Source organism: Burkholderia sp. AU45251 (genome assembly GCF_030482905.1).
In the GTDB taxonomy this organism is placed as follows: Bacteria; Pseudomonadota; Gammaproteobacteria; order Burkholderiales; family Burkholderiaceae; genus Burkholderia; species Burkholderia aenigmatica.
Genome location: NZ_JAUJQH010000016.1, coordinates 81,817 through 96,309, shown reverse-complemented (window position 1 = coordinate 96,309; position 14,493 = coordinate 81,817). Strand labels below are relative to the sequence as shown.

Sequence of the window (14,493 nt, the reverse complement as noted above, 5' to 3'; positions counted from 1 at the left end):
CAACGTGCGGCGCAAGGCCGCGACAGACGGCCGTCACACGATATTGCGCGTCGCCCCGCGGTGGCGCGCGTCAGGAGCCCGCATGACCCAGTCCCTTCCTTCCGCCCGCCAGCCGGGACGCGCCGCGACGGCCGCGTTCATCGGCACGATGATCGAGTGGTACGACTTCTACATCTACGCGACGGCCGCCGCGCTCGTGTTCGGCGACCTCTATTTCCCGTCGCATGACCGCTTCGTCAGTACGATGGCGTCGTTCGCGACGTTCGCGGTCGGCTTCTTCGCGCGGCCGCTCGGCGGCATCATCTTCGGCCATCTCGGCGATCGCATCGGCCGCAAGAAGGCGTTGATGACGACGCTGATGATGATGGGCGTCGCGACCGTGTGCGTCGGGCTGCTGCCCGACTATTCGAAGGTCGGCATGCTCGCGCCGGTGCTGCTCGTCGCGCTGCGCGTGGTGCAGGGGATCGCGGTCGGCGGCGAGTGGGGCGGCGCGGTGCTGATGGCGGGCGAGCATGCGCCGCAGGGGCGCCGCACGTTCTTCGCGTCGTTCGCGCAGCTCGGCAGCCCGGCCGGGCTGATCCTGTCGCTGATCGCGTTTCGCGCGGTCACGTCGATGGACAAGGCCGACTTCCTCGCATGGGGCTGGCGCCTGCCGTTTCTCGCGAGTTCGGTGCTGCTCGTGGTCGGCATCCTGATCCGGCTCGGCGTGAACGAGTCGCCGGAATTCGCGCGCGTGAAGGAAACCAACCGCACCGTGAAGCTGCCGGTCGCGGAAGTGTTCCGCTCCGCATCGGGGCTCGTGGCGCTCTGCATCGGCGCGAACACGATCGGCATCGCGGGCGTCTATTTCACCAATACGTTCATGATCGCGTACACGACGCAGTACGTCGGCGTCTCGCGTTCGCTGATCCTCGACAGCCTGTTCGCGGTCGCGATCATCCAGTTCTTCGCGCAGCCGATCGCCGCGTGGATCGCCGAGCGCATCGGCGGCGCGCGCTTCCTGAAGCTCGCGGCGCTGCTCGCGATGCTGTCGCCGTATCCGATGTTCATGCTCGTGCAGGGCGGCACGTCCGCATCGCTGATCGCCGGCATCGCGCTCGCGGTCGTCTGCATGGCCGGCTTCTATTCGGTAATCGCGGGTTTCGTGAGCGAGGTGTTCCCCGCGCACGTGCGCTATTCGGCGATCTCGCTCGCCTACCAGATCTGCGGCGCACTCGCGGGCGGGCTGACGCCGCTCGTCGGCACGTGGCTCGCGCATCGCTTCGCGGGCCAGTGGTGGCCGCTCGCGGTGTTCTACACGTGTCTCGCCGGCATCTCGCTGCTGTGCATCGTCGCGCTCGATGCGCGCCGCGCGGCGCGGCCGGCCACTGCCGAAGCGTTCGGCTCGCAGTGACCTTCAACGTACGAATTCATCCGGAGTGCACATGAAAGACCTGCTGGAAATCGACGGCGCCCGTTTGTGGCAGAGCCTGGCGGACATGGCGCGCATCGGCGCGACGCCGCGCGGCGGCGTGCGGCGCCTCGCGCTCACCGACGACGATCGTCGCGGGCGCGACCTGTTCGCGCAGTGGTGCCGCGACGCGGGGATGACGGTGAGCGTCGACGCAGTCGGCAACCTGTTTGCGCGGCGCGGTGGCGTCGATGCGCAGGCCGCGCCGGTGCTGATCGGCAGCCATCTCGATACGCAGCCCGAAGGCGGCCGCTTCGACGGCGTCTACGGCGTGCTCGCCGCGCTCGAACTCGTGCGCACGCTGAACGACGCGGGCATCTCGACCGACAAGCCGCTGGAAATCGTGTCGTGGACCAACGAGGAGGGCGCGCGCTTCGCACCGGCGATGCTCGGTTCGGCCGTCTTCACTGGCGCGTTGCCGCTCGACGATGCGCTGACCAAGCAGGACGCCGACGGCGTCACGCTCGGCGCGGCCCTCGACGCATGCGGCTATCGCGGCACGCGCGCGATGGGCGGTGCGGTCGATGCGTACTTCGAAGCACATATCGAACAAGGCCCCGTACTCGAGGCGAACGGCACGACGATCGGCGTCGTCACGGGTGGGCAGGCGATCCGCTGGCTCGACGTGACCGTGACGGGCGTGGCGGCGCATGCGGGCACGACGCCGATGCCGTATCGCAAGGACGCGTATTTCGCCAGCGCGCAGATGGCGCTCGAACTCGAACGGATCGTCGCCGGTCATGCGCCGCGCGGGCTCGCGACGATCGGGCAGGTCGGCATTCGCAACGCGTCGCGCAACACCATTGCCGGCAATGTGACGTTCACGGTCGACCTGCGCCATCACGACGATGCGCAAGTCGACGCGATGGCGCGCGAATTGCGCGATGCGTGCGCACGCGTCGCCGCGGCGCGTGGCGTACAGGTCGCGATCGACACCTGCTGGCGCAGCCCGGCGACACCGTTCGATCGCGACTGCGTCGAGCGGGTCGCGCAGGCGGCCGCCGCGTTCGGCTATACGAACGAGCGGATCGTCAGCGGCGCCGGGCACGACGCGATCCTGCTCGCGCGTTGCGTTCCGACTGCGATGGTGTTCATCCCGTGTGTCGACGGCCTGTCGCACAACGAAGCCGAGGATGCACTGCCCGCCGACGTGACGCGCGGCACGAACGTGCTGCTTCATGCGGTGCTCGCGCGCGCCGGCGTTGCGGCGCGCGTTGCCGTGGCGGCCGCGATGCAGGATGCGTGACGCGGCAAACCGATCAACCGACAAATCGAAAAACCGACGAGGGCGAACGATGAAAACCTATTTCCATCCCGAGCAGTTGCTGCACCATCCGCGCAGCTACCTGTCGCGCGGCCAGATGCGTGAACCGCAGGAAGTGCCCGAGCGCGCGGCGCGGCTCGTCGCGGCCGTCCGGTCGCTCGACTTCGACGTGCGCGAGCCGGCCGACCGCGGCACCGCGCCGATCGCGGCCGTGCACGACATGAACTACCTGCGCTTTCTGGAAGAAGCGCACCGCGACTGGAAGCAGATGCCCGACGACTGGGGCGACGAAGTGATGTCGAACGTGTTCGTACGCGATCCGAACCCGCTGCGCGGCGTGCTCGCGAAAGCCGCGCGCTACCTCGCCGACGGCAGTTGCCCGGTCGGTGCGAACACGTGGCGCGCTGCGTACTGGTCCGCGCAGGGCGCGCTGGCGGCCGCGGCCGACGTCAACGACGGCGCGCGCGAGGCGTACGCATTGTGCCGGCCGCCCGGTCACCACGCACGCCGCGACGCGGCCGGTGGTTTCTGCTACCTGAACAATGCGGCGATCGCCGCGCAGTCGCTGCTTGGCCGCCATCGTCGGGTCGCGATCCTCGACACCGACATGCATCACGGGCAGGGCGTGCAGGAGATCTTCTACGGCCGCGACGACGTGCTGTACGTGTCGATCCACGGCGACCCGACCAACTTCTACCCGGTCGTCGCGGGCTACGAGGAGGAGACGGGCGCGGGGGCCGGCGACGGTTTCAACCTGAACCTGCCGATGCCGCACGGCGCGCCGGAGTCGGCGTTTTTCGAGCGGCTCGACGACGCGCTGCGCGCGCTCGCCCGGTTCCAGCCCGATGCGCTCGTGCTCGCGCTCGGCTTCGATATCTACAAGGACGATCCGCAGTCGCAGGTGGCCGTCACGACCGACGGTTTCGGGCGGCTCGGCAGTGCGATCGGCGCACTCGGGTTGCCGACGGTGATCGTGCAGGAAGGCGGCTATCACCTCGACAGCCTCGACGCGAACGCGCGTGCGTTTTTCGGCGGATTCGGCGCCGCGCGCTGACCGGCACGGCGGGGGGGCTGAGCCGTTTTTCATTGAATTTATGCCGCGCTTCGCATGCCGCGGCATGGCGAACGCTGATACGAATTGCCGGGTCTTTCAATCTTGATGGCCTGGCTGTTTCATTTTGTTCCAGTCGAATTGGGAGTCGATTGAATAAGCCAGGAAAACATTACGGTTCTGGATTCTTTCGCGCACGGGGTGGACGAAAGATTTTCATACGATGTGGCAATCAATCCGTGGTTTTCGCGGGGTGCAATACGATTTTTCCGATTGATATCACGAGCAGAATCGGCTCGAACGGAATGAATGACTAACGTATCCGGTGAAATTCAATGCGACGGCGATGAGTCATTCTGGCGGATTGAATCGCTTTCACTCAGCCGTTAATGGATTGAATTTTTATCGAAGCGAAATGCGCCGATATTCCGGTTTCGTCCGGTTGAAGAATCGGTGCAATGGAATTGACGGTTGAAAACGAAAACGGCCGCATCAAGCGGCCGTCGGGGTGTTTGCCGCGAGGGGCGGCGGGCCGTCGCGCATCGTCTGCGCGCGACGGCCCGCGATTACGAATTCGCGGCAGCCGGCGCGCGGCGCTGCTGCGCGATTTGCAGCACGACGAGCGCGAGTCCGGCCGCGGCGATCAGCCCGCCGACGAGCGGCACGGCCGCGTATCCGAAGCCGGCCGAGATCGCCGCGCCGCCGGCGGCCGCGCCGAGCGCGTTGCCGAGGTTGAACGCGCCGATGTTCACGGCCGACGCGAGGCCCGGCGCTTCGTGGGCCGCCCGCATCACGCGCATCTGCAGCGGCGGCACGACCGCAAACGTCGCGATACCCCACACGAGCAGCGTGACGGCGGCGCCGACATGCGTGCTGGCGAGCAGCGGGAACGCGGCCATCGTGGCGATCAGCAGCAGCAGGAATCCGATTAGCGTGCCGTCGAGCGCGCGGTCGGCGAGGCGCCCGCCCGCGATGTTGCCGATCGAGAAGCCGACGCCGATCAGCACCAGCATCGCGGTCACGAAGCCGGGCGTCGCGCCGGTCAGGTGTTCGAGCGTCGGCGTGACATACGTGTAGAGCGTGAACATCGCGCCGGCGCCGAGCACGGTCGTCCCGAGCGCGCCGAGCACGACCGGGCGCGTCAGCACCGAGAGTTCGGCGCGCAGGTCGGGCATCTTGCCGGCTTCGCCTTTCGGCAGCGCAACGAGCAGCCCGGCGATCGCAACCAGGCCGAGGCCCGCGGTCGCCGCGAACGACATGCGCCAGCCGATGATCTGGCCGAGCCAGGTTGCGGCCGGCACGCCGCCGACGTTCGCGATCGTGAGGCCCATGAACATCGTCGCGACCGCGCTGGCCTGCTTGTCGCGCGGCACGAGGCTGGCCGCGACCACCGAGCCGAGCCCGAAGAACGCACCGTGGTTGAGGCTAGTCACGAGGCGGGCGAGCAGCAGCGTCGTGTAGCCCGGCGCGAGCGCCGACAGCAGGTTGCCGATCGTGAAGATCGACATCAGCGCGATCAGCGCCGAGCGGCGCGACCAGCGCGCGAGCAGCAGCGTCATCAGCGGTGCGCCGACCATCACGCCGATCGCATAGGCACTGATCAGCATGCCGGCTTGCGGAATCGACACGTGCACGCCGTCGGCGATCACGGGCAGCAGGCCCATCGGCGAGAACTCGGTCGTGCCGATGCCGAACGCACCGGCGGCGAGTGCCAGCAGCGGCACCGCGGCGCTCCCGGCCGGGCGGGAAGGAGAGGAAGGGGTGGGGTTCACGCGATGAGCTCCTGTAGTCGAGGAACAACGGCACGGGGCCGGTGAGGACAGGGTGAAGTGTGCCTGCATGACTTTTGCGGAAAAAGCCGCATACGGACGAAATTATCTTGATTTCATTTCAACAATGCGGCGTGCGCACGAAGCGCGCTGGCGGAGCTGGCGAACGAGGGACGCAGTATTTTGTCATGAGAAAGGCACGGCTTTCGGCCGGGAGATCGCGATCCATCGGCGGTTCGACGCGGACTGCGGTCGCTCCGCGTGGTGCTCCGGCAGTCGTCCGCCGGCTGTCCGGCGGCGCGCGGCCGTGCGGATCCGGCGGGCCGTTCGGGGCACGGCCATCCCCTCGCGCGCGCGTCGCATCATCGCCGATCACCCTTTGCAGACAAGGCGTGCGGGCAAAAAAAGCCCCGGCCACAGGGGGACCGTGACCGGGGCAGAAAGGCATCCTCTCTTTGGCACGAGGGTTGGATGCGCGCGAAGTATATTTCGACGCATGACAATTCGAACCGGCGTTAAACGGCCGTTTTGGGTGTCAATTTAAAAATGCCGGCGCTGCGGCGCCACCCGTCAGTGTGATGAAAGATTGTTCGCGGACGCGATGCCGGTGTTTAGCGCGCCACGGCAGCTAAGCCGACGGTTTGACGGAGGGTGATGTCGGGGCGTCGATCGACGGGGCGAATCGTGCCGCTCGATCGCGTGCCGGACGTGTCGGACGAGCCGCGTCCCGTCAGCCCGCTTCGCCGACCGCATCGCGCACGGCCTCGAGAAACCGCGCGACGACGGGCGAAGGGGGCACGGCCGCGCCGTCGAACACGAACTCGATGTCGAAGCGGCTCGCGAGCTCGTCGAGCGCGACGAGCCGGACCGTGTGCGGGCAGGTCGGCGACGCGCTTTCCGGCACGAACGCACAGCCCATCCCGGCTGCGACGAGGCCGATCAACGTCGGAATGTCGCTGCCGACCTGCGCGATACGCGGCGTGAAGCCGGCCTGCTGGCACTGCGCCATCAGGAACTGGTGGTGCGCGGCCGAGCGCTGCGCGTCGAACCAGACGAATGGCTCGTTCGCGACGTCGGCCAGCGTGCGCGGCGCGGAGAAGCGTCTGCCGGGCGGCGCGGGCATCGCGAGCACGAAGCGGTCGCTCAGCAGCCGCACGCCCGACAGGTGCGGCGCCTCGTCGCGACGCCACGCCATGATCCCGCCGTCGAGCTGGCCGCGCACCAGCGCGCTCGCCTGTTCGGCCGACAGCATCGGCGCGATCGACAGCTTCACGTCCGGGCACGTGTCGCGAAACGCCTTGAGGACGTTCGCGACGACGGGCAACGGCAGGCAGTTCGGCAACGCACCGAGCCGCAGTTCGCCCAGTTGGCCCGCCGCGCAGCGCAACGCGCGCTCACGGCTGTCCTGCAGCGTCGCGAGCAGGCCGGTCGCGTCCTGCAGGAAGCTTGCGCCGGCCGCCGTGAGCGTGACGCCCGTTGCGCGGCGCACCAGCAGCGGCGTGCCGATCGCGTCCTCGAGTTCGCGGATCTGTCGCGACAGCGCGGGCTGGACGATGCCGGCCGCGCGGGCGCCGGCCATCACGCTGCCGGCTTGTGCGACGGCCACGAAGTAGCGCAGGTGACGCAATTCGATCTGGCGCATGCGGTATCAGCTCTCGTTCGTCGATATACCTGTGAAGCATAGCAAACGCCATTCGATGGTATTGGAAAGCATGGGGAGCGTGCCGTACGATGACCGTCATTGCCGCTCGCGCTTGCGAGTCGCGCGCGTTTCCTCCGTTCTCATTGGTCCCGTCCCATGCCGCTTCATATCCCGACCCCTTATATCCGCTCGCAGATCGCGTCCCGCCGGCTCGGCAGGACCCTCCGGCTGAAGCTCGATGCGCTGCAGCCGTCGGGCTCGTTCAAGCTGCGCGGCATCGGTGCCGTCTGCGAAGCACGCCATGCGGCCGGCGCGCGGCGCTTCGTGTCGTCGTCGGGCGGCAACGCGGGCATCGCGGTCGCGTATTGCGGCCGCGAACTCGGCGTGCCGGTGCTCGTCGTCGTGCCGGAAAGCGCGTCGGCCCGTGCGCGCGAGCTGATCCGTGTGGAGGGCGCGGAGCTTGTCGTGCACGGTGCGAGCTGGGCCGAGGCGAACGCGTTTGCGCAGTCGGCGCTCGGCGAGCACGACGCGTTCGTGCATCCGTTCGACGACCGCGTGCTGTGGCAGGGCCACGCGACGATGATCGACGAGATGGCGGCGGCCGGCCCGAAGCCCGACGCGGTCGTGCTCGCGGTCGGTGGCGGAGGTTTGCTGTGTGGTGTGCTCGAAGGGCTGGCGCGCAACGGCTGGCATGACGTACCGGTGGTCGCGGCCGAAACGGAGGGCGCCGACTGCTATGCGCGCTCGCTCGCGCAGGGGCACCCGATCGAATTGCCGGCGATCGCGAGCATCGCAACGTCGCTCGGCGCGAAGCGGCCGTGCGATGCGGCGGTCGAATGGGCCGCGCGGCACGAGATCCATCCGGTCGTCGTGTCCGATGCCGACGCGGTGGCCGCGTCGCTGCGCTTCCTCGACGAGCACCGGATCGTCGTCGAGCCCGCGTGCGGTGCCGCGCTGGCCGCGCTCGAGCGGCCGGTGCCCGTGCTCGCGTCGGCGACGGAGATTGCCGTGATCGTCTGCGGCGGTGTGACTGCGACCGTCGAGCAGTTGCAGACGTTGCACGCGACGTTGCGGTAGGCGGAGCCGCAGGTGCAAGCCTGCCTGTCGGGTGACGGCCGGAAATCACGGTGATCGTCCGCGGCGGCGTGACGGCGACCGTTGCGCAGATGCAGACGCAGCGCGCGACGTTGCGGCAGGTGGAGCGGTCGGTGCAAGCCTGCCTGTCGGGTAATCGCCGAATAGCTGCCGATCCCGGCGAACCTGGACATCGGCAGCGCATGCCCGCCGCGAAGCGCTGACGCTGCCCGCGGCGCGGAAATTCCTGTGAGGAAAGACGGGGAAGGGGGCGTATCGTCGCGCTGCGCCAGGTGTGGCCGCGCGCGACGATACGGGCGGCCGGTCAGTTTGCGGCTGGTGCGCTCGCGCCGGACGGTGCGGACGATGCGACGGGATTGGCGGCGGCAGGGGCGGGCGATGTGCTCGACGGTGCCGATGCCGATACGGGCGCCGATGCGGCGGACATGGGGGCTGGCGCGGCCGGTGCCTGCGTCGCAGCGGCGTGCGCCGATGCCGCTGCGGCAGGTTGCGATGCCGAACTGGAAGCAGGCGCAGGCGCGGAAACCGGCACGGGAGCCGGCGCCGAGGCGGATGCCGATCCGGACGCCGGTGCAGGCGCGATAGCCGGTGCGGGCGTCGACGAGGCGGCCGGAGCAGGTGCCGCACCCGTAGCCGGTACCGACCCCGAACCCGACGCTGCCACCGGCGCAGCGGCGCGCATCGCCGCCGGCGCGACCACGGCCGACGCGGCGGCCGGCACGGCGTTCGCGCCCGACTCGGGCGCGACGACCGGCAGCGAAAGCGGCACCGGCGCCGCGGGCGGCGTCGGCACGATCGGCGTCGTCATCTTCATCGGTTCGCCCTGCGGCGTCGGCGCGGGTTCCGGCAGCGGCGTGACGGGTTCCTTCTCGGCGGCCTTGACGGTCGCGCGGTCGCGGCGGGCCGGGTCGATCTTCAGGAAATGCTCGACGAGATTGAAGAAGCGCTCATAGAACACGCCGGCGGGAATCGTCTCGCTGGCGGTCTTGACGAGCGCGTCGTCGCTCGACCCGATCGGCAGCGACAGCGAGCCGAACACGCTGAGGCCGACGCTGGCCGACGTATTCGACTTCTTCAGCGTGTAGCGATCCTGCACCGCGTTCACGTACGCGATGCTCGACGAGCCGTCCGCGTTCGCGTCCGCGCACACGACGTGAAACTCGATCACGACGTGCATGTCGTTGTTCGGCTGGAAATTCTTGCTGCCGTCGACCGCATCGTTGCGCGACGACGACACCACATAGCCCTGGCTCAGCAGCGCGCGCCGCGCGGCCTCGCAGGCCGCGTCGGACTTCGAGTGGAACGTATGCGCATACGGGCTGCTGGTCGCGTCGAACTGTTCCTGCTGGTAGATCGGCTTGGGCGGCGACGAGCACGCCGCCAGCACGGTCGCGGCCGCGAGCGCGCACGAAACGGAAAACAGGCGAAATCGGTTGTGCATGGCGTCTTTCAGAAGGCTTGGCGAGAGGTCGCGCAACGGCAGTGCCTGGATGAAGCGCGCGGCAATCTCGTAAGGCCGGGGCGCCATTATAGTTTCGTTTGATGTCGCGCTCGCTTCAGTCGGCCGGCGCGCCGCGTGCCGCAGCCAGCAATTGCGACGTCAGCGGATGGTGTTCGCCGCGCCGCGAGCGGATCGCGTGGATCTCCTCGGTCACGTCGCCCGCGCGCCCGAGCCGCCGCAATCCGCGCAGCAGCGACGCGTCGTTCGCGCCGAGTTCGCTCAGCGGAAACACGCCGAGGCCGCGCGCCGCGAATACGGCCATCAGCGCGCTGTCCTCGAATTCCCCGGCCACGCGCGGCACGATCCGTTCGCCTTCCAGCCACCGATCGAGGCGCGCGCGCAGCGCCGAATGCGCGGTCGGCAGCAGCACGGGCAGGTCGGCGAGGCACTGCGGAAAGTACTGCCGCGCGGCCGGCGTGACGAGCGCCGCGGGGCCATACCAGTCGACCGGTGAAGCGACCAGCCGCTCGCTCGTCACGCGCAGGTTCGAACCCGACGGCGCGCCCTGGCCGGCCAGCACCAGATCGAGATGATGCAGCGCCAGCTCCGCGAGCAGCGCGTCGTGCTCGCCTTCGTGGCACAGCAGCCGCAGCGTGGGCGTATCAAGCACGGGTGCGAGGATCGTGTGCGCGGCGAGCTTGGAGATGCCATCGGCGAGGCCGACCGCGAGGCGTACGGTCGGCTGGCTGGCTGCGGCGCGCACTTCGTCGGGAATCAGCCGCCCCATCTCGAAGATCGCCTCCGCGCGCGCAAACGCGGCCTGGCCGGCGTCGGTCATCGCGACGCCGCGCCCGGCCGGGCGCAGCAACTGGTGCCCGAGCGCTTTCTCGAGCTCGCGCACCTGCGCGCTGATCGTCTGCACGGCCATGTCGAGGCGCGCGGCGGCGCGGGCGAAGCCGCCTTCCTTCACGACGACCCAGAAATAGTACAGATGTCGGAAATTGAGCATCGGATCGTAATTTCGGAAAAACCGAACTAAAAGTCAGATTCTCGCTGATTTTTCCGAAGTCCGGGGTGACCTATCATCGGGCTTTCCACTTTCATATCGGCCCATTTCATGGACTACCTGCTGACGCTTGCCGTTGACCCCGCCGTCTGGGCGGCGCTTCTGACGCTCGTCGTGATGGAAGTCGTGCTCGGCATCGACAACCTGATCTTCATCTCGATCCTCAGCAACAAGCTGCCCGAAGCGCAGCGTGCCCGTACGCAGCGCCTCGGCATCGCGCTCGCGCTGGTGATGCGCCTCGCGCTGCTCGGCAGCGTCGCGTGGATCGCGAGCCTCACCGAACCGGTATTCACGCTGTTCGACCATGCGTTCTCGTGGCGCGACCTGATCCTGCTGTCGGGCGGCCTGTTCCTCGTCTGGAAGGCGACCACCGAGATCCATCACCACGTGTCGCATGACGGTGAAGGCGCGGGCGGTACCAGTGGCGCGGTTGGCCTGACGATGTGGGCCGCGATCGGCCAGATCGTGATGCTCGACATCGTGTTCTCGATCGACAGCATCGTGACCGCGATCGGCATGACCGAACACGTGCCGATCATGTTCGTCGCGGTGATCGTCGCCGTCGCCGTGATGCTGTTCGCAGCACAGCCGCTCGCACGCTTCATCGACCGCAACCCGACCATCGTGATGCTCGCGCTGTCGTTCCTGGTCGTGATCGGCATGACGCTGATCGCCGAAGGTTTCGGTTCGCATGTGCCGAAGGGTTACATCTACGCGGCGATGGCGTTCTCGGCTTTCGTCGAGGGCATGAACATGCTGGCGCGGCGCGCGAAGGCGAAACGCGCGGCACGGACGGAAGGCCACTGAGCCGCCGCGCGTGACGTCGGCCGCCGCGGCGGCCGGCCTCGCGTGCCTCATACGGAATCCAGATGAAATTCGCACGGAAAGGAGAAGCGCGATGAAATGCCCAGTCTGCAAGACGCCCGACCTGCTGATGGCCGAGCGCCAGTCGATTGAAATCGACTACTGTCCGACCTGCCGCGGCGTGTGGCTCGATCGCGGCGAACTCGACAAGCTGATCGCACGCGAGACCGGCGACGCGCCGGTGCGTCGCGACGAGACCCCCGCGCGGCACGATGCGCAAGCGCCGCGCAGCCACGACGGCGGGTGGGGGCGTGATGCTCGCGCTTACGACGACCGTGACCGGCACGATGGCCGCTCGCATGACGATCGCTACAAGCACGACGGTCAGCGTCGCAAGAAATCGGTGTTCGACCTGTTCGACTTCGACTGATTGCGCGGCACGTCGTAAAAAGGCCCGCCGGGTGCGTACCCGGCGGGCCTTTTTCATGCGTGCGGGATGACGGCACGCACCGATGCTTACGCGTTGCCGGCCGTCACGTCGATGCGGCGCGGCCGCGTTTCCTCGCGGCGCGGAATCGTCAGCGTCAGCACGCCGTCGCGCAGGTTCGCGTCGATCCTCGACGTGTCGAGGTCGGGGCTCAGCACGAAGCTGCGCGCGTAGCGCGTCGCGCGGATCTCGGCATGCCGCACGCGCAGGTCGGCCGGCGTGTCGAGGTGCGTGTCGGCTTCGATCGTCAGCGTGTTGTCGTGCACCTTCACGTCGAGGTTCTCGCGCGGCACGCCGGGCAGGTCGGCCCGCAGCGTGACGCCGAGATGATTCTCGACGATGTCGACGGCCGGCGTGATCGCGGGCCGGCGGGCCGCTTCGGCGGCAGCGGGGTGAACGGTGTTGGTCTGACGCTCGGCCAGGGTCGGGTTCGCATTCATGTCGGTATCCTGAATATTATTGAACGGTGATCGCACGCGGCTTCGATGCCTCGCGCCGGCCGACGCGAATCAGCAGACAGCCGTTTTCATAGCGGGCGCTGACCTGGTCGGGATCCGCATCCCGTGGCAGCTCGACGACACGGCGGAACGCACCGTGAAAGCGCTCCTGCGCATAGGTGCGCAAATCGTCGCCTTCGCTGCGCGGCGCCGGCTTGCGTTCGCCGCTGATCGTCAGCAGGTCCTTGTCGATCGATACGTCGAAGTCGGCCGAGGCCATGCCGGGCGCGAACGCGACGATCTCGATCGCGCCGTCGGTCGCGCCGACGTTGAGCGCGGGAAACGCGCCGGGACGCACCGCGCGAATGCCGGACGGACGTTCGCCGAGCAGGTTCGCTACTTGCCGCTGCACGCGGGCGAATTCGTCGAACAGGTCGCTGCCGAAATGGATACCGCTCATGTTGGTCCTCCTGAACAGGGAACGCGGGAGACGTGACGGCGCGACGCCTGCGGCGGGCGCGACGCGGGAACTCCACTGGGTCGAAACGGGGGCGGTGTGTTGCATGGTGCACTGCCCGACGACGTGTAATTAGTGACTGCCGCAGCGCATTTCAAGAGGGAATCTGCAATCTGCATCAATGCAGGCCCGTGCGATTCGATGCGACAATCGCCGCGATCTATCTGTAGACCAACGACACGGGACAAACATGGACATTCGACGCATCGCGATCGTCGGCGCCGGCGTGATCGGCGCGAGCTGGGCCGCCTTCTATCTGACGCAGGGTTTCGACGTCGTCGCGACCGATCCGGCGCCGCAAGCCGACACGCGGCTGCGCGACGCGCTGGCCGCGTTTCTCGGCGATCGGGCCGCCGAGCTTTCCGCGCGGCTGTCGTTCGACGCCGATCTCGTGCGTGCGCTCGACGGCGTCGATTTCGTGCAGGAGAACGGCCCGGAACGGCTCGACCTGAAGCGCGAGTTGTACCGGCAGATGGACGATGTGCTGCCCGCGCACGTGCCGATCGCGTCGAGTTCGTCCGGCCTGAAAATGTCGGACATCCAGACCGCATGCGACAAGCATCCGGAGCGTTGCCTGATCGCGCATCCGTTCAATCCGCCGCACCTGATTCCACTCGTCGAGCTGGTCGGCGGCGATGCGACCAGCCAGGACGTGATCGCGCGCGTGAAGGATTTCTACGATGCGCTCGGCAAGCAGACGATCGTTCTCAACAAGGAGATGACCGGCCACGTCGCGAACCGGCTCGCGGCCGCGCTGTTCCGCGAGGTGTATCACCTCGTCGGCGAAGGCGTCGTGAGCGTTGCCGACGCGGACAAGGCCGTCGCCTGGGGCCCCGGCCTGCGCTGGGGGCTGATGGGGCAGTGCCTGACCTATCACCTCGGCGGCGGCGCGGGCGGGATCGCGCATTTTCTCGAACACCTGTCGGGGCCGATCACGAGCTGGTGGGACGACCTCGGCACGCCTTCATTCGATCCGGACGTCGATCGCAAGCTGAACGACGAATTGCGCGCGATCCAGGGCGAGCGCTCGATGCAGGAACTAGCGGCCGAACGCGACCGCCTGCTCGTCGAACTGATCGACGCGCGGCGCCGCAGTTTCCTGCCGTGATCGCGCTACGACGCCGCGTACGGGCCGACGCCGGCTACTGCTGCGCGGCGGTTTGCGGTGCCTGCGGCGTCTGCGCGAGCCAGGCCGGGCTCGCGGCCTGCACCAGTTCGCGGTTGCGCGCGCGTGTCGCGGCGTTCGGCGGGTAGTTGCCGTCGTTCGTCGGCAGTTCGCCGTCGAGATAGGCCTGCTTGAGTTGCGCGATCACGTCCGCGCGGGTCAGCCCCTGCGCGGGCGCCGCGGCGTCGGTCGTCTGGGCGAAGGCGGGGGATAGCAGGGCGGCGGTGGCGGTCGCGACGGCGAATCGCAAGACATTCATGGCGTGCTCCGATCAAGGGGACGGGACACCGGATGCGCGCGGCGGC

General features: G+C 68.2%; 15 protein-coding genes. 8 read left to right on the top strand and 7 right to left on the bottom strand.

What is annotated here, in order from left to right:
• Nucleotides 1-82: 82 nt before the first annotated feature.
• From QZM67_RS26615 to QZM67_RS26605, 3 genes are read left to right on the top strand one after another with little or no spacing between them, the layout of a single operon-like run.
• Nucleotides 83-1,393, top strand: coding sequence for an MFS transporter (locus QZM67_RS26615; RefSeq protein WP_089450222.1), 1,311 nt, complete (start codon nucleotides 83-85; stop codon nucleotides 1,391-1,393).
• A 31-nt stretch (nucleotides 1,394-1,424) separates the two neighbouring features.
• A complete protein-coding gene (locus QZM67_RS26610; protein WP_301807935.1) occupies nucleotides 1,425-2,696 on the top strand; it encodes a Zn-dependent hydrolase in 1,272 nt (423 codons plus the stop codon).
• A 49-nt stretch (nucleotides 2,697-2,745) separates the two neighbouring features.
• Nucleotides 2,746-3,768: a histone deacetylase family protein gene (locus QZM67_RS26605; RefSeq protein ID WP_301807931.1), complete on the top strand. Its 1,023-nt coding sequence runs from the start codon at nucleotides 2,746-2,748 to the stop codon at nucleotides 3,766-3,768.
• A gap of 563 nt (nucleotides 3,769-4,331) precedes the next feature.
• Here the strand turns inward: QZM67_RS26605 and QZM67_RS26600 are convergent.
• Both QZM67_RS26600 and QZM67_RS26595 read right to left on the bottom strand, forming a co-directional pair.
• On the bottom strand, nucleotides 4,332-5,537 hold the full coding sequence (locus QZM67_RS26600; protein WP_301807929.1) for an MFS transporter: 1,206 nt from the start codon (nucleotides 5,535-5,537) through the stop codon (nucleotides 4,332-4,334).
• Between the two features lie 727 nt (nucleotides 5,538-6,264).
• A complete protein-coding gene (locus QZM67_RS26595) occupies nucleotides 6,265-7,176 on the bottom strand; it encodes a LysR family transcriptional regulator (protein ID WP_175024354.1) in 912 nt (303 codons plus the stop codon).
• Between the two features lie 156 nt (nucleotides 7,177-7,332).
• On the opposite strand from QZM67_RS26595, the gene QZM67_RS26590 reads away from it, so the two are divergent.
• Together QZM67_RS26590 and QZM67_RS26585 are read left to right on the top strand one after the other, a co-directional pair.
• Nucleotides 7,333-8,253, top strand: a complete 921-nt coding sequence (locus QZM67_RS26590) for a pyridoxal-phosphate dependent enzyme (protein WP_301807926.1) — start codon at nucleotides 7,333-7,335, stop codon at nucleotides 8,251-8,253.
• A gap of 50 nt (nucleotides 8,254-8,303) precedes the next feature.
• Nucleotides 8,304-8,474: a hypothetical protein gene (locus QZM67_RS26585; protein WP_301807922.1), complete on the top strand. Its 171-nt coding sequence runs from the start codon at nucleotides 8,304-8,306 to the stop codon at nucleotides 8,472-8,474.
• A gap of 101 nt (nucleotides 8,475-8,575) precedes the next feature.
• Here the strand turns inward: QZM67_RS26585 and QZM67_RS26580 are convergent, their stop codons facing one another.
• Both QZM67_RS26580 and QZM67_RS26575 read right to left on the bottom strand, forming a co-directional pair.
• Nucleotides 8,576-9,712: a DUF2242 domain-containing protein gene (locus QZM67_RS26580; RefSeq protein WP_301807919.1), complete on the bottom strand. Its 1,137-nt coding sequence runs from the start codon at nucleotides 9,710-9,712 to the stop codon at nucleotides 8,576-8,578.
• A 115-nt stretch (nucleotides 9,713-9,827) separates the two neighbouring features.
• A complete protein-coding gene (locus QZM67_RS26575) occupies nucleotides 9,828-10,721 on the bottom strand; it encodes a LysR family transcriptional regulator (RefSeq protein WP_301807916.1) in 894 nt (297 codons plus the stop codon).
• Between the two features lie 108 nt (nucleotides 10,722-10,829).
• Here QZM67_RS26575 and QZM67_RS26570 point away from each other — a divergent pair, with 108 nt between their 5' ends.
• Both QZM67_RS26570 and QZM67_RS26565 read left to right on the top strand, forming a co-directional pair.
• On the top strand, nucleotides 10,830-11,585 hold the full coding sequence (locus QZM67_RS26570) for a TerC family protein (protein WP_301807912.1): 756 nt from the start codon (nucleotides 10,830-10,832) through the stop codon (nucleotides 11,583-11,585).
• A gap of 91 nt (nucleotides 11,586-11,676) precedes the next feature.
• On the top strand, nucleotides 11,677-12,012 hold the full coding sequence (locus QZM67_RS26565) for a zf-TFIIB domain-containing protein (protein ID WP_175024349.1): 336 nt from the start codon (nucleotides 11,677-11,679) through the stop codon (nucleotides 12,010-12,012).
• Between the two features lie 86 nt (nucleotides 12,013-12,098).
• Here QZM67_RS26565 and QZM67_RS26560 read toward each other — a convergent pair whose 3' ends face one another.
• The gene (locus tag QZM67_RS26560) at nucleotides 12,099-12,509 is read right to left on the bottom strand and encodes an Hsp20/alpha crystallin family protein (RefSeq protein WP_043182225.1); all 411 of its coding nucleotides are present in this window, start codon (nucleotides 12,507-12,509) and stop codon (nucleotides 12,099-12,101) included.
• A gap of 16 nt (nucleotides 12,510-12,525) precedes the next feature.
• Nucleotides 12,526-12,966, bottom strand: coding sequence for an Hsp20/alpha crystallin family protein (locus QZM67_RS26555; RefSeq protein ID WP_301807906.1), 441 nt, complete (start codon nucleotides 12,964-12,966; stop codon nucleotides 12,526-12,528).
• 247 nt (nucleotides 12,967-13,213) lie between these two features.
• Here QZM67_RS26555 and QZM67_RS26550 point away from each other — a divergent pair, with 247 nt between their 5' ends.
• Complete coding sequence (locus tag QZM67_RS26550) at nucleotides 13,214-14,131, top strand: 3-hydroxyacyl-CoA dehydrogenase NAD-binding domain-containing protein (RefSeq protein WP_043182228.1); 918 nt, start codon at nucleotides 13,214-13,216, stop codon at nucleotides 14,129-14,131.
• A gap of 34 nt (nucleotides 14,132-14,165) precedes the next feature.
• Here QZM67_RS26550 and QZM67_RS26545 read toward each other — a convergent pair whose 3' ends face one another.
• Nucleotides 14,166-14,447 (bottom strand): DUF4148 domain-containing protein, encoded by a 282-nt coding sequence (locus QZM67_RS26545; RefSeq protein ID WP_175024346.1) that lies wholly within the window; start codon nucleotides 14,445-14,447, stop codon nucleotides 14,166-14,168.
• Between the last annotated feature and the right edge of the window lie 46 nt (nucleotides 14,448-14,493).

Coding starts and splice junctions, on each gene's coding strand:
- QZM67_RS26555 (WP_301807906.1), bottom strand. CDS start 12,966: ATGAGCGGTATCCATTTCGGCAGCGACCTGTTCGACGAATTCGCCCGC.
- QZM67_RS26605 (WP_301807931.1), top strand. CDS start 2,746: ATGAAAACCTATTTCCATCCCGAGCAGTTGCTGCACCATCCGCGCAGC.
- QZM67_RS26590 (WP_301807926.1), top strand. CDS start 7,333: ATGCCGCTTCATATCCCGACCCCTTATATCCGCTCGCAGATCGCGTCC.
- QZM67_RS26560 (WP_043182225.1), bottom strand. CDS start 12,509: ATGAATGCGAACCCGACCCTGGCCGAGCGTCAGACCAACACCGTTCAC.
- QZM67_RS26545 (WP_175024346.1), bottom strand. CDS start 14,447: ATGAATGTCTTGCGATTCGCCGTCGCGACCGCCACCGCCGCCCTGCTA.
- QZM67_RS26595 (WP_175024354.1), bottom strand. CDS start 7,176: ATGCGCCAGATCGAATTGCGTCACCTGCGCTACTTCGTGGCCGTCGCA.
- QZM67_RS26570 (WP_301807912.1), top strand. CDS start 10,830: ATGGACTACCTGCTGACGCTTGCCGTTGACCCCGCCGTCTGGGCGGCG.
- QZM67_RS26615 (WP_089450222.1), top strand. CDS start 83: ATGACCCAGTCCCTTCCTTCCGCCCGCCAGCCGGGACGCGCCGCGACG.
- QZM67_RS26565 (WP_175024349.1), top strand. CDS start 11,677: ATGAAATGCCCAGTCTGCAAGACGCCCGACCTGCTGATGGCCGAGCGC.
- QZM67_RS26580 (WP_301807919.1), bottom strand. CDS start 9,712: ATGCACAACCGATTTCGCCTGTTTTCCGTTTCGTGCGCGCTCGCGGCC.
- QZM67_RS26550 (WP_043182228.1), top strand. CDS start 13,214: ATGGACATTCGACGCATCGCGATCGTCGGCGCCGGCGTGATCGGCGCG.
- QZM67_RS26575 (WP_301807916.1), bottom strand. CDS start 10,721: ATGCTCAATTTCCGACATCTGTACTATTTCTGGGTCGTCGTGAAGGAA.
- QZM67_RS26610 (WP_301807935.1), top strand. CDS start 1,425: ATGAAAGACCTGCTGGAAATCGACGGCGCCCGTTTGTGGCAGAGCCTG.